Here is a 13,937-nt window from a genome sequence, read left to right on the forward strand (position 1 = left end):
AACTGTCTTGAGCTTTCTTAACTAACCAAAAAATTAACCAAATTAAATTACAGGATTTCTGACTGTTTCAATATTTGAAGTATCATAACCTGCGAATTTCTTTATATATAAATATATAGAAGTTCCAAATGCATCTTTAAAATTATTGCTTCCTCGACTTCTTAAATATTTTCTAACATTTCCTGCTCCTCCTAAATGAGCAGCTGCTAAAATTCCTGACTCTGTTATTTCAACACCGTTGATTTTTTTACCAACCCATTGTTGAATTTCCTTTCTTAAAATCCATTTATTTACAGAACATAATGCTACGAAAGCTCTTTCTTGTAAAATAGGATCTTTTAAGAAATTTTGAGTGTCATAAATTTTGAAATGTTTCAAAGTTCTTTTACCAAATTGATATTTTCCTAAATATCCCAATTTGTTAACCATATCGTATTTTCCTCTAGATTCTTTATAAGCAATTGCTTCTTTGAATCCGATGAATGATTTCCCTAAATATGGAATCTCAACGAAGTTTCCAACTTCGTCTTCACTCAAAACCGTAACCATTTTAGATTCCGATTTCTTTTTTTCAGATGTTACATTGTCTAGTTCAGTTTCTGTATAAAAAAATGCTGGTCTTCCTATCGCCACTGAAAAAAACAATAAAAACAGAACGTTTAGTGCTTTTCCTCTCATAAATTTAGCATTAAATTAAACTTCTCACGTCGTTTATTTTATTGCGATGCAAACGTACGACTTATTTTGAAATTAACAATAAGTTTAAATATATGAGGTTGTTTTTAGGAATTATATAATGAAAATACGAAATAATTATTTTTAATTTAATTAAAGAAAAGCTAATTTTTAATTTTAACTAAAAGTAACTTAAAAAAATGTTAATGTGATTTCCAAGAAAATGTTAAAAAAATGTTAATTTTAGTATTTGTCGTAGTTTTTATCTAAGATTCAGAGAATCAGTGATAAATTAACGAATGTTTTGTTTTCGTAGCCAATTGTGGTATTTATTGGCGTTTCTTGTATGCTGTGCATTTGTTTTTGCGAAGTTGTGTTTTCCACTAAAATCAGGTTTTGCACACATATAATAAAAGTCGTGTTTTTCATGATTTAGCACAGCTTTGATTGAAGAAATATCTGGCATTGCAATTGGACCAGGAGGTAAACCAGTAATTATATAAGTATTGTAAGGAGAATCAAATTCTATATGTTTTGTACGAACTCTTTTGATAATAATATCTTCTCCATGATGTTTTTTAAATCCAAAAACTGCTGTTGGATCTGCTTGTAATAACCAACCATTATTTAATCTATTTAAATAGAGACCGGCAACCTTTGGTTTTTCAGAATTTACTTTTGTTTCTTGTTGAACGATAGAAGCTAGAACTACAATATCTTCTTTAGATAAATTTAAATTATTCGCTTTTTCGATTCTTTCTTTTGACCAAAACTTTTCATATTGTTTTAGCATTTTATTTCGAAAACCTTCAGGAGAAATATCCCAGTGAATAAAATACGTATTTGGAATATACATTACCAAAGCATTTTCTAAAGTCAAATTATTTTCAGAAAGAAATTTTACATCTTTCATCGTATGAACAAGAGAAATAGAATCTGCTTGAATTTGTTGTGAAATTCTTCCAGCTAATTTTTCTAAAGAATCTTGATTGTTAAAAGTAAGTTTAATAGCGTCTTTATTTCCGCTTCGAAGTTTGTTTATTATATCATTCGAACTTGTACCTTTTTTAATAAGATAACGTCCTTTTTTAATTTTACTTGGATATTTTTTTAATTCAGAAACAAAAACAAAACTACTCATATCATTTAAATGAGGTTTGATTTCTTCTTTTAAAGAATCATAAGAAGTATTTTCTGTGATGAAAAGTTCAAAATCGTCTTTTACATTTGACTTGTAAATTTTTTGATACATTACAAATCCAAATATTCCACCACCTATAATAAGAATTGCAAAAACTGCAATGATAACTTTCTTTAACATTTTTCTGAAATTAATTGAAATAATAATTCGTCTTTAAAATTATTATTTATGGAATAAATCCAATCTTTTTTAGTTCCTGTTTGTTGAAAATTACACTTTTTAAATAAAGAAATACTTTGTGTATTATCTTCAGTGATATTCGCATAAAGTTGATGTAATTGCAAATAAGAAAAACAATAATCTATAATTAATTGTAAACTTTCTGTTGCAAAACCTTTATTCTGTTCTGACTTAACAATCATGATGCCAATTCCAGCTCTTTTATGAAAAGGATCAAAGTCAAAAAGATCTACAAAACCAATTGGTTCTTCTGAATTATTTTTACTAATAACCAATCTTAATTGTTTTGCAGTATAAATATCTAAATGTGCATTTTCCAAATAGTTTTTTAAAATAAATTTTGAAAAAGGAGCTGTCGTATTACTTACTTCCCAGAAATCTTCATCATTTTCAACTTCAAACAAGAAAATAATATCTTCTTCTTCCAAAGCTCTTAAATGAATATGTTCTCCTTTTAATTTTTTCATTTTAAATTTCTATGTTTCCTTCAAAAACAAATTTGGCAGGACCTTTTAAAAATACATTTTTATAAGTATCATTTTCTACATCGAAAGATACGATTAAATCACCGCCTAATACTTTTGTATGAATTTCCGTTGTAGATTTTTCAACTTGATTTGTTTTATGCATTGCAATTGCAACGGCAGTTACACCAGTTCCACAAGCTAAAGTTTCATCTTCAACACCTCTTTCAAAAGTTCTAACTTTAAAAGAAGAGTCTCCAGTTTTTTCTACAAAATTTACATTTGAACCTTCTTGGAAATATGGAGCACCATTTCTAATTTCTTTTCCTTTAGAAAATACTGGGAAATTATCAATATCAGAAACAATTTCCACGTGATGTGGAGAACCTGTATCTAAGAAACAATGTGAATTTTCAACTTCAATAGAAGAAACATTAATCATTTGAAGAGAAATAATATCATTTTCAATGGAAGCATAATGTAAACCATCGATTGCATCAAAAGTAGTTTCCTTGTCGAAAATATTTAGCTTTTTAGCAAAAGCAACCAAACATCTTCCACCATTTCCACACATCGTACTTTCATTTCCGTCTGCATTGAAATAAACCATTTTAAAATCACTATTTTCTGAATTTTCTAAAAGGATTAATCCGTCACCACCAATTCCAAATCTTCGATCACAAAGTTTGTTGATTAAAGCGACATTTTCTTTTGGGAAAAAATCAGAACGATTGTCAATCATGACAAAATCATTTCCTGTTCCTTGATATTTATAAAAGTGTAAATCCATACTAATTGCAAAAGTACGCTTTCAATAGTAGGATTCCAAGCATAATTTTTAATTAAAATAAACAAGAAAGAGATTTGCTGAAATAAGTGAAAAAATGCTTGTTTTTGTGTTTTGAATTTGTTTTAAAAAGATTCTTTAATTGTTAATTTAATATAATTTTAAGAAAATATTTTTGGATTATTAAAACAACTGGAATCGTTTTCTATAGAATAATGAGAAATTGTTAAACCTAAGTTAAAGTTAACTTTTCGGCAATTCTTGGAATAAAATATGACGACAGAATTAGGTAAATTTGAAACTCTCAAAAAATAAAAACATAAATTATGAAAAAAGTATTTAGCTTATTACTAGTTGCTGTATTAGGAGGGTTTATTTCTTTAGGCTCTTATAAATTATTTTTTGACTCAAACGAAAATATTTATAAAAAAGAGATAGAAGCAGCCCCAATTGTTAGAACAAACTATTCAGCAGTACCAGCAGAACAAACTGATTTTACAGTTGCTGCGGAAGAAACAGTGAACTCAGTTGTACACGTGAAAAACACTTCAACACAAACAGTTCGAGATCCTTTTGCAGAATTTTTCTATGGAAGAGGACAAGGAAATAGACAATTTGAACAAGTTGGAACAGGAAGTGGAGTAATTATTTCAGCAGATGGATATATTATCACGAATAATCATGTGGTAAAAAATGCAACTGAAATAGAAATTACTTTAAATGATAAAAAGCAATATAAAGCAGAATTTATTGGAGCAGATCCACAAAATGATATTGCTTTAATAAAAATTGATGCGAAAGATTTGCCATATATTACTTTTGGAGATTCGGATGCTGTGCAAGTTGGAGAATGGGTTCTTGCAGTAGGAAATCCTTATAATCTTACTTCAACAGTAACGGCAGGAATTGTAAGTGCAAAAGCACGTGATTTACATGGAAATAATAGTACGGAATCTTTTCTTCAAACAGATGCAGCAGTAAATCCAGGAAATAGTGGAGGAGCTTTAGTGAATACAAGTGGAGAATTAGTTGGAATTAACACAGCGATTACTTCAAAAACTGGTTCTTTTGTTGGGTATTCATTTGCTGTACCTTCTAATATTGCAAAGAAAATTATCGAAGATATCATGGAGTATGGAGATGTACAACGTGCATATTTAGGAATTTACTTTGAAGATTTAAATGCAGAAAAAGCAAAAGAATATGATTTGTCAACTGCACAAGGAATTTTAGTTCGTGAGGTAATTGATAAAGGAGCTGCAAAAGATGCAGGAATTAAGGATAATGATATTATTATCAAATTAAATAATGTAGATATTACAAAATTTGCTGATTTCAGTGGGCAGTTAAGTGCAAAACGTCCTGGAGATGTTGTAGATGTAACTGTTTTAAGAGATGGCGAAGAAGTAACAATTCCTGTAAAACTTAAAAACAAATTTGGAAAAGAAGGAAAAGGAACAGATGATTATACTGGATTCTATATCGGAAGTTTTGAAAATTTATCAAAATCAGATAAAGTGAAATTTAGACTGAACTATGGATTAAAGTTTAAAGATGTAAAAAATCAAAATTTAACAAAACGATTTGGAGTTGAAAAAGGAGATATTTTATTAAGTATCAATGGAGAAAAAATTCAATCATCTGACCAAATAGAAAATATTTTAGAAAACAATCAAGGAAAAGATTATGTTGTACTTGAGATATTTACGAAAAAAGGAAAAATTGAATATGTTCCTCTAACAATGAGGTAAAAAATAGTTATTAGTTATAGTTTGAAAACGCTCTTCGGAGCGTTTTTTTTATGATAAATTTTTCTAGTATAGGAAGAAATCTTATTTTTGGCGCATTATTAAAAATAACACAACAGCAATGTCAAATAACGAGATATACGAAAAGGAATTATCATTCCAAGCAGATAGAAGAAGAGCGACTGTAGAGCTTATCAAAATTATCAGTGATCTTTGGTATGATAAAACAATTGAGTTAGTACTTTTTAGAAATCAATTAATCGATAGAAATGTAAGTGAAATCTTAAACTTAGTAGAATATGCTAGTGATTTCGTTGAAAAACCAATTTCTATTTTCGATACGGTTGAGGTAGCAAAAGCAATTAGCCAATTAGATTTACCACCATCAAAATTAGATATCGGAAAATTAGTTTACGAATATCATTTAGATGGAAACGATAATACAAGTGTTATCGAATTTATCTCAAATGTATTAAAAGATGCAAAATCAACTGACGAAATTGAGCCAAAAGATGTTGTATTATACGGATTTGGTAGAATCGGACGTTTATTAGCTCGTGAGTTAATGACTAGAACTGGTAGAGGAGGACAATTACGTTTAAGAGCTATCGTTACTAGAGGAAAAGTTGATCAAACTGTTTTAGAAAAAAGAGCATCTTTATTAAGAAATGATTCAGTTCACGGACATTTCCCTGGAACTGTTACAGCTGACATCGAAAAGCAAGCATTAATCATCAATGGAACAACTGTTCATGTGATTTCTGCAAACGCACCAGAAGAAATTGACTATACACAATATGGAATTTCTAATGCTTTAGTAATGGATAATACAGGAGCATTTAGAGATAAAGAAGCATTAAGCAGACATTTACAATCTAAAGGAGTTGATAAAGTTTTATTAACTGCACCAGGAAAAGGAATTCCAAATATCGTTCATGGAGTTAACCATTTAGAGCACAACCCAGAAGAAGTTGATATTTTCTCAGCAGCTTCTTGTACTACAAATGCAATTACACCAATCTTAAAAGTTATTGAAGATAACTTCGGATTAGAAAGCGGACACTTAGAAACAATTCACGCTTATACAAATGACCAAAACTTAGTAGATAACATGCACAAAAAATACCGTAGAGGTAGAGCTGCTGCATTAAACATGGTTATTACTGAGACTGGAGCTGGAAAAGCTGTTTCTAAAGCATTACCATCTTTAGAAGGAAAATTAAGTTCAAGCGCAATTCGTGTTCCTGTTCCAAACGGATCTTTAGCAATCTTAAAATTACGTTTAAACAGAGAAACTTCTGTTGAAGAAATGAACTCTATAATGAAGAAAGCTGCTTTAGAAGGACCATTAGTTGAGCAAATCAAATATGAAATGAGTAATGAGTTAGTATCATCTGATATTGTTGGAACAAATGCTCCATCAATCTTTGACAGTAAAGCTACAATTGTTACTGATGAGGGTAGAGATGCTGTACTTTATGTTTGGTATGATAATGAGTATGGATATAGCCACCAAGTAATGCGTTTAGCAAAACACATTGCGAAAGTAAGAAGATATAATTTCTATTAATAGAAATCAAATTATAATTAAAAACCTCGAAGTAATTAAACTTTGAGGTTTTTTTATTTAAAATAAGATAGAATTTTTAAAAATCTATAGTAATTGATAACTTTTAATTTTAGAAGCTATATATCCAAAAAGAAAAGCCATCTCAGAAGCTATATTCATGTTTAATTCATTGTACTTTTCATTTTTTAAAGCGGTGTAATCATAATTTTTTGGATCTGTATATGGTAATTGAAAATATGCCAAACAATCCGTGAAAAGTGGACAATTTTTTTCTATAGAATTACAAGTTGTAATTGCGATATAAGGTGATTTGTTATTTTGATCTTCAATAAGTTTTGAATAAGCAAGAATTGGTTTTTTACAATCTTGATATGAAATTAAATATTCTGGATTTTGATGATTAAAAGTTTTAACATCAAATCGAAATCCAACTTCTTTTAAAGTTTTAACCGTATTTCTATGTAAAGCTGTAACTACAGTTCCTCCTGAAAAACATTCCATATTTGGAATGGAAAAAAAATTAATTGCATAATTGCCCCAAATTTGTGCAAACTGACTTCGACGTGAATTATGAGAACAAATAAAATTCAAATTCACTCTTTCATTTCGTAAATACTCATCTAAAACTGCTTTTGCAATATCATTCAAAGTTTCCTTTCTATCATTTGTTATTTCTATATCATTTTGAGAAATTCTAAAGAAGTTTTCTGTATTAACTTTCATATATCTTATTGAGAATGTATTTTTGCGTAAAAAAACTAATTTATTGTTTTTTAGATATTGTCTAATAATTATTAAAAAGTTAAGAGTTGTGAAACTTGTTAAAGGAGATATAGTTGCAGTTATTGAAGATGCTTTTAGAGGTGTTGTAAAACAAGTAAAAGGTGAGAAAGTAACGATTGTTACTGAAGATGATTTTGAGATTGTTTATAATATAAATGACCTTGTGAAAATTAAGGAAGATCAAAAAGAATTAGCGAAATATCGTGACATAAAAAATAAACATCTTGCCCAAAAATCCGATGATTATGTAAATAAAAAAGAATTGAGCAAGAATAAATTAAAACTTCCAAATAAAGATCGTGCTCCAAAACATGTGATGGAAGTAGATTTACATATTGAAAAACTGATTAAAAAACATAAAGGGCTTTCAAATTTTGAAATTCTTTCGATTCAATTAGAAACTGCTAGAGAAAAAATTGAATTTGCAATTGATAAAAAGATTTCAACAATTGTTTTTATTCATGGAATTGGGGAAGGAGTTTTAAAAGAAGAATTAAAATATTTATTTGGAAGATACCATGTTGATGTGAAAGACGCTTCTTATCAAAAATATGGTTTAGGTGCAACAGAAGTGTATTTATATCAAAGTAATTTTAATTAATTTAAAAAGAAAATACAAACCTATATAAAAGCAAAAAAGAGTATCATAGCAAAATACTCTTTTTCTTTTTCAATAATTAAAAAACAATCACGGTAAACTATTCGTTTCTTTTCTCAATAAAAAACTAACTTTCTTTTTTCATGCAATTTTTCGAAAACTTTTTTTTAATTTTTAATTATTAAAATACATACATTGTTGTAATGAATAAATAACTTCAACACTGCAATATTAAGACATAATTGAATTCTCCACAATACCCAATTTCAGTTATATTTTTTTCTAACCAAAATTAGCTAAGCCGTTTTTTTGCCTTTTTTACTGATGTTTTCAATGATTGAAAGTAATACGTAAACTAAGATAACTAGCGGAATTGCAACTACTTGCAATGTGATTATTAATGTGATTGTAATAATTAAAAATAAATATTTTATAATATTTTCTTTCCAGGCAAAACTTTTAAATTTTAAAGAAAATAACGGTAATTTGGCATTCATTAAATAGCTTCCTAGAATTGTGATGAAAATCAATACATATTTGTTATGAATTAAATCCACAAAAAATGTGCTTGAACTATAATTTAAAATCAAAGGAAGTGAAATAACTAAAAGTGTATTTGCTGGAGTTGGAATTCCAATAAAAGAGGAAGTTTGTCTTGAATCAATATTAAAATTCGCCAAACGATAACAAGAAGCTAAAACGATTAATAAACCAAAAAAAGGTAAATAAGACATTTGACTAAAATCTGTGAACCAAAGTGGATTTGAATCTCCAATTGACATTCTTAATAATTGAAACATGACAATTCCTGGAACGACTCCACTTGTTACCATGTCTGCTAAAGAATCTAATTGCTTTCCTAATTCTCCTGACACATTTAAAATTCTTGCAAAAAATCCATCAAAGAAATCAAAGAAAATTCCAAGACAAACAAAATAAGCTGCATATTCTAACTGATTTACACTTGCAAATAATACAGCGATAACTCCGGATAATAAGTTTAGTAACGTTATTAAATTTGGGATATGTTTTTTCAATTTAATTTAAAATTTAGTTTTGGTAAAATTAATAAAAAAGTAGTGGAAGACTCTTAAATTTTAATAGGTTCTCCCAAGAATTTTGGTTGTTTGTTGATTGCCAAATCCAAAATCATTTTTGTTCTAGCTAAATATTCTCGAACCAATGTTTTTTTACTATAATTAAAAGAAACACTTTTCGCATTAAAACCAACAACATCTAAATTTTTATTATTTGCGATACAAATTGCTCGTTCATTATGAAAATTTTGCGAAATAACTGTAAAAGAATCTTGGCCAAAAATTTTATTTGCTCGAATCACAGAATCTAAAGTTCTAAATCCAGCATAATCTAAAATAATTCGATTTTCAGGAATCCCAAGTTCAATTAAATCTTCTTTCATCATCGAAGGTTCATCATAATCTTTTCGACTATTATCTCCACTGATTAAAACATACTCGATTTTTCCTGCTTTATAAAGTTTTTCTGTTGCTTGAATTCGATATTTATAAAATAAATTTAGATGTCCTCTAGATGTATGCTTTCCTGTTCCAAGTAATAAACCAACTTTGTTTTTCGGAATTTGATTTACATTTGTGAAAATCTGATTTTTTGTAGATTTTTTCACATAATAATGACTTCCTAAAACACTTAAAATTCCCATAAAAGTGAAAAGAAATCCAGTTATTAAAATTTTCTTTTTTCTAGTCATTTTGATTTTTGATTTGTTGTAAATGATGTTCTAAATGTGCAATATAATCTGTCATTAAAAATTCTAAATTATTTTTTTCTCCAGATGGAAACTCAATTATAAAACTTAAAGTTTCTTCAGTTTGTAGCTTCATCAGGAAAATAATTTGCAAATTTAATGCCTTCCAAAGATTTATTAATTCTTCTGTTTTTGCTTCATGGTAAAAATTCACTTTCACCAATTCATTTTGCTTATAAGGCTTAATTTTAAAAGGTTTTTCTGAAAACTGAATTTCTGTAAATCGTTGTAAATTATTAATTGCAGAATCTACTAAATGACCTAAAATTTCTTTTTTTGACCATTTTTCTGGAACTATTTTTTTAGATAAATTTTCCTCAGAAATTGTTTCTAAATAAAGAATTCCATCTTGTACTAAACTTTCAAATTTTTCTATAGATTTTTTCATATGTTGTTTTTTGCAAAAATAAGATTTCCTTTAGAACTTTAACACAATAGTTTTCAAAAGAACTTCTTTTTGGAGCCATTTTTGAAAAGAATTTTTTCCTCAAATAAATCAACAAATGAAACTTTAAAAAACAAAATTAATTCGAAAATCACATCGTTATTTAGGAATTTTTCTTGGAATCCAATTTTTATTTTGGACAATTAGCGGATTGTATTTTAGTTGGACAGATATTGATGAAATTCATGGAGATCATTTTAAAAAAGCTAACGTTGAAAAAACAGCTTTTACGAATTTAATTTCTTTAAATGAATTATCTATCGAAAATGGTGTAAAAACAATCGAGTTAATTGAAATTGATAAAACGCCTTTTTTTTGGATTAATAATAAGCAATTATTTCATGCAAAAAATGGAAATTTAAAACCTGAAATTTCTAAAGAAGAAGCGATAAAAATTGCAAATAATAGCGTTGTAGAATCTTTAGAATTTAAAGAAATAAATGAATTAAATGAAGTTGGAAAACATCATGAATTTCGTAGTAGAAAATTGCCTGTTTATGCAATTTCTTACAAAGGGAAAGAAAATGTTGTTGCTTATGTTTCTAAGTTAAACGGAAAATTTTTAGGCGTTCGACACAATGATTGGCGAATTTTCGATTTTCTTTGGATGACACATACGATGGATTTTGAAGGAAGAGATGATTTCAATACTTTAACTCTACGAATTTTCTCTCTTTTTGGATTGTTTACAGTAATTAGCGGATTTTGGCTTTGGTTTATTTCTTCTCCAACAATAAGAAGATTTCGAAAGAAAAGAAGATAAAAAAGCATCTTAAATTTAAGATGCTTTTCGATTTTAATTTATAAAGATTTTCGAAGGAATTATTTTACCATTATTGAGTTTCACTTTTAAAATATAAATTCCTTCTTCATATTTTTCTATATTATAATTTACTTCTGAAATAGGAATTTCAAATGTTTTAGTCTCTAATAAATTTCCTTTTAAATCGTATATCTCAAAGCTAGAAATTTTCTGATTTTTACTTGAAATTTGTATTGTGAAACTTGTTGGGTTAGGAAAAATATTGATAAAATTAGAATCGTTTTTTATTTCTGAAAATTCTTCATTTTCTAAAGGTAAAAAATCTGGTTTTGTCACATATAATTCTTCACCATTTTTAGTTGTTTCTGCTGCAAAAAACAAATTGTATTTTGTTTTTCCTAATCGTTTAATAACAATATTTTCCTCATTATTTAAGACATTAATTGTATTACTAATAGGAATATTTTCTCCGTCTTCTAAAAAGTAAATATCGTTTGTTTGCGTTCCTTTTAAATAGACAAGATGATTTTCCATACAATTTATTTCTCTTATACTTGAATAACTTTGATTTTCTTCATCAATTTTAAAAACGCCAGAATTATTAATTCTCCAAATTTTAAAAATAGAATTTATGTGCTCTCCAACAGTGAAATAAATATGTTCTCCACATTCAAAAATATCTTCTATAATCATGTAATCCATTGTAGTTTCAGATTCAAAAACCAAATTTGTTCCTTGAATTGTTCCATCCGTTTTATAAAGATAATTTCTCCAGTTTTCTTGATTTAAAAAAGAAAAATAAACTTCATTTTTTGATTCGATATATTTAATTTTTAATCCCGAATAATCAAAGTTAAATGTCTGTAAAATTGTTTTTGTTGTTCCATCCCAAAAAGCTACATTTTCTAAATTAAAATCATTTTCAGAAGATTCAAATAATAAAAGTTTATTATTCAATTTTGTAATTCCATGATAAGATTTGTCTGCTAAAACTTCTACAGTTCCCGTTTCTGTACCATTCGTTTTCCATAAACTTTTTACAGCATTTTGATTGTTGGAAGTAAAATATAATTCATTGTTGAAAATTGTAAAATTCTTTGGATAACTTCCGCCATTTGGATTTGTAATTTTCAGAATTTGCGTTCCCGTTTCTGTTCCGTCCGATTTCCATAATTGAAAACCTGAAATTCCATCATCTGCACTAAAATATAAGTTTCCATTCCAAACAATCAATTCATTATCTGAAGTTACACTAGAAGCAGTTCCAGAATAAATATCTTTTAATAAAGACGAAGAATTATTTTCAAAATTTGTTTTCCAAATTTCACGTCCGTAAATTTCATGATTAACTAACGAAAAATAATCATCATTTAATTTTACATTTTTATTTCCAATTTGTAGTTCTGTTTCTTCGATTTTATTTTCAGAAGCATCAAAATAAAATAACTTTTTTTCATTTGGTTTTTGATTTGCTGTAAAGTAAATTTTATCTTCTAAATCAAATTGAAAATTTGGTTCACTATCCGCATTCACTTTCGATTCAAATAAAACAGAAATTTCTTCTGGATTTTCATGTAATTCCCAAAGTTCATAACCATTCAAATCTGAATAAGCTGAAAATACAGTTTTTCCGTTAAATGTAAAGAAAATAGAAGTAGTTTTAATTTTCAATTTATTTGAAAATTCATGTGTTCCTTCTTCTGTTCCATCTGTTGTCCAAAGTGTTTTGAAATCCTCTGGATTTGATGTGTTTCCAAAGAAAAAAAGCTGATTGTTAAGTTCATCAACATAAAAATCACTAATAAAAATATCTTGATTTTCATCTGAAAAATGATCTTTGACTAAAACTGTTCCTTCCATAGTTCCATCTGATTTCCAAATTTCATTTCCATAAATTCCATCATTTGCATAAAAATAAACCTCATTATTAAAAGTTTTCAGCGCAATATTTCTATTTGTAAAATCACTTTGTGGAAACGATTTTAATAGAATTGTTCCTTCTTCCGTTCCATTAGTTTTCCATAAATCAAAACCAATTTCAGAAACATTAGAAGCAGGAGAGAGGAATAATATTTCTCCATTTAAATTAGTACCGTTTAGATGAGATAAAGAAGTTTCATTTTCTGTGATGTTTTTTACCAACATAGTTCCCTGTGTTGTTCCATCGCTTTTCCAAAGTACATCTCCAGAATTTGGATTTAAACTTAAAAAGTAAAAATCATTTTCATTAATAATAATATTGAAATCATCTTTATTTACATTGCTGTCCCAATAATAAACAGAAACAGTTCCTTCCATAGTTCCATTTGTTTTCCAAAGTCCGAAACCAGATACAATAGAACTTTTACCAAAAAAATACAATTCATCATTAAAAATAAATTTGTAAAAACTTTCTTGTTCTAAAACTTTATGTGCATTGGAAAAACTTCCATCTGTTGTCCAAATTTCATTATTATGAGAGAAATAAATTTGATTATTATATACAATTAAATCTTTATTTTCATCTGTAAATTCATTAGAAAAAGAATCTGTTATAATTGTAGTTCCATCGGCTGTTCCATCTGTTTTATATAAAGAAAAATCCGTGTTTTCGCTTTTTCCAACAAAAAATAAAGTATTATTTAATAAAGTTAATTCTTTCGGATTTGCACCTTCATTTCCAGAAATAATATCTTTTACAAGATAAGTTCCTTCTTTTGTTCCGTCAGAAAACCAAAGTTCTCGATAGGTATCTTCTATATGATTTATATTTGAAGAATTTAAACCAGTAAAATAAAAACCAGAATTTGTCTTGATGATATTTTTGGGGTAAATACCACCTCCTTTATTTAATTCAATAAATGTAGCATCCAATTCTTGAGAATGCGATTTTATCGAAAAAATGAAAAAAGAGAGTAATAATATTAAATTGACAATTTTCATACTTTTTAATTTTAA

The 13,937-nt window shown here is 27.5% G+C and carries 13 protein-coding genes; 4 read left to right on the forward strand and 9 right to left on the reverse strand.

Annotated features, from left to right (window positions below; translation table 11 throughout):
* Positions 1-42: 42 nt before the first annotated feature.
* The 4 genes from I1A51_RS09185 to dapF all read right to left on the reverse strand — a co-directional run bounded on the left by I1A51_RS09185 (position 43) and on the right by dapF (position 3,310).
* Complete coding sequence (locus I1A51_RS09185) at positions 43-678, reverse strand: lysozyme family protein (RefSeq protein WP_196893226.1); 636 nt, start codon at positions 676-678, stop codon at positions 43-45.
* Positions 679-967: 289 nt separating this feature from the next.
* Positions 968-1,996, reverse strand: coding sequence for an endolytic transglycosylase MltG (mltG, locus tag I1A51_RS09190; protein WP_196893228.1), 1,029 nt, complete (start codon positions 1,994-1,996; stop codon positions 968-970).
* Positions 1,990-2,523: a GNAT family N-acetyltransferase gene (locus tag I1A51_RS09195; protein ID WP_196893230.1), complete on the reverse strand. Its 534-nt coding sequence runs from the start codon at positions 2,521-2,523 to the stop codon at positions 1,990-1,992. The genes mltG and I1A51_RS09195 overlap by 7 nt, the downstream gene beginning before the upstream one ends.
* A 1-nt stretch (position 2,524) precedes the next feature.
* The gene (gene dapF / locus I1A51_RS09200; RefSeq protein WP_196893232.1) at positions 2,525-3,310 is read right to left on the reverse strand and encodes a diaminopimelate epimerase; all 786 of its coding nucleotides are present in this window, start codon (positions 3,308-3,310) and stop codon (positions 2,525-2,527) included.
* A 323-nt stretch (positions 3,311-3,633) separates the two neighbouring features.
* Here dapF and I1A51_RS09205 point away from each other — a divergent pair, with 323 nt between their 5' ends.
* A complete protein-coding gene (locus tag I1A51_RS09205; RefSeq protein ID WP_196893234.1) occupies positions 3,634-5,058 on the forward strand; it encodes a Do family serine endopeptidase in 1,425 nt (474 codons plus the stop codon).
* Positions 5,059-5,176: 118 nt separating this feature from the next.
* The gene (locus tag I1A51_RS09210; protein WP_196893236.1) at positions 5,177-6,625 is read left to right on the forward strand and encodes a glyceraldehyde-3-phosphate dehydrogenase; all 1,449 of its coding nucleotides are present in this window, start codon (positions 5,177-5,179) and stop codon (positions 6,623-6,625) included.
* An 84-nt stretch (positions 6,626-6,709) separates the two neighbouring features.
* Here the strand turns inward: I1A51_RS09210 and I1A51_RS09215 are convergent, their stop codons facing one another.
* Entirely contained in the window at positions 6,710-7,348 is a 639-nt protein-coding gene (locus I1A51_RS09215) for a low molecular weight phosphatase family protein (protein WP_196893237.1), read from the reverse strand.
* Between the two features lie 88 nt (positions 7,349-7,436).
* Here I1A51_RS09215 and I1A51_RS09220 point away from each other — a divergent pair, with 88 nt between their 5' ends.
* Positions 7,437-8,009, forward strand: a complete 573-nt coding sequence (locus tag I1A51_RS09220; protein ID WP_196893239.1) for a Smr/MutS family protein — start codon at positions 7,437-7,439, stop codon at positions 8,007-8,009.
* A gap of 293 nt (positions 8,010-8,302) precedes the next feature.
* Here I1A51_RS09220 and I1A51_RS09225 read toward each other — a convergent pair whose 3' ends face one another.
* The 3 genes from I1A51_RS09225 to I1A51_RS09235 are packed head-to-tail and all read right to left on the reverse strand — an operon-like array spanning position 8,303 to position 10,180.
* Entirely contained in the window at positions 8,303-9,043 is a 741-nt protein-coding gene (locus I1A51_RS09225) for a CDP-alcohol phosphatidyltransferase family protein (protein WP_196893241.1), read from the reverse strand.
* Between the two features lie 53 nt (positions 9,044-9,096).
* Positions 9,097-9,735 carry a SanA/YdcF family protein gene (locus tag I1A51_RS09230; protein ID WP_196893243.1) on the reverse strand — a complete coding sequence of 213 codons (639 nt, stop codon included), beginning with the start codon at positions 9,733-9,735 and terminating at the stop codon, positions 9,097-9,099.
* Positions 9,728-10,180 (reverse strand): DinB family protein, encoded by a 453-nt coding sequence (locus tag I1A51_RS09235; protein ID WP_196893245.1) that lies wholly within the window; start codon positions 10,178-10,180, stop codon positions 9,728-9,730. The genes I1A51_RS09230 and I1A51_RS09235 overlap by 8 nt, the downstream gene beginning before the upstream one ends.
* 139 nt (positions 10,181-10,319) lie before the next feature.
* On the opposite strand from I1A51_RS09235, the gene I1A51_RS09240 reads away from it, so the two are divergent.
* A complete protein-coding gene (locus tag I1A51_RS09240; RefSeq protein ID WP_196893931.1) occupies positions 10,320-11,000 on the forward strand; it encodes a PepSY domain-containing protein in 681 nt (226 codons plus the stop codon).
* Positions 11,001-11,033: 33 nt separating this feature from the next.
* On the opposite strand, the gene I1A51_RS09245 is transcribed toward I1A51_RS09240, so the two are convergent.
* A complete protein-coding gene (locus tag I1A51_RS09245) occupies positions 11,034-13,922 on the reverse strand; it encodes a T9SS type A sorting domain-containing protein (protein ID WP_196893247.1) in 2,889 nt (962 codons plus the stop codon).
* Positions 13,923-13,937 lie beyond the last annotated feature (15 nt).

The sequence above is a fragment of the Aureivirga marina genome, assembly GCF_015767265.1.
GTDB classification, from domain to species: Bacteria; Bacteroidota; Bacteroidia; order Flavobacteriales; family Flavobacteriaceae; genus Aureivirga; species Aureivirga marina.